The organism is Micromonospora deserti, assembly GCF_003236335.1.
GTDB lineage: Bacteria > Actinomycetota > Actinomycetes > Mycobacteriales > Micromonosporaceae > Micromonospora > Micromonospora deserti.
In genome coordinates, this window is sequence record NZ_POUB01000609.1 from 1 (window position 1) to 255 (window position 255).

Annotated in this window: 1 pseudogene; it reads left to right on the forward strand. The window is 69.4% G+C overall.

Features of this window, described 5'->3' with window-relative positions:
• Positions 1–255 (forward strand): annotated as a pseudogene (locus C1I99_RS32140) (hypothetical protein); the annotation flags it as partial.

A 255-nucleotide genomic window follows, 5' to 3' on the forward strand; every position in this document is an offset into this window, starting at 1 on the left:
GTTCTTGGTGTTGCTGGTCTGGCCTTCGCCGGTGGCGTGTTCGCCGGCCCGGCTACCGCTCACGCCGCCCCGGTTGAGGCGGTCAAGCCCACCGCCGCGGTGCAGGTGGACAAGCCGGACACGGGCCAGCTGATCCCGCACGGTACGCAGGGCGGGCAGTCGCGGATCGACCTGTCCGATGAGCAGGTCGGCAATGTGAAGGCGATCATCGCGGCGACGAAGAAGTCGGGTATGGACGAGCGGGCCGCCGTGGTG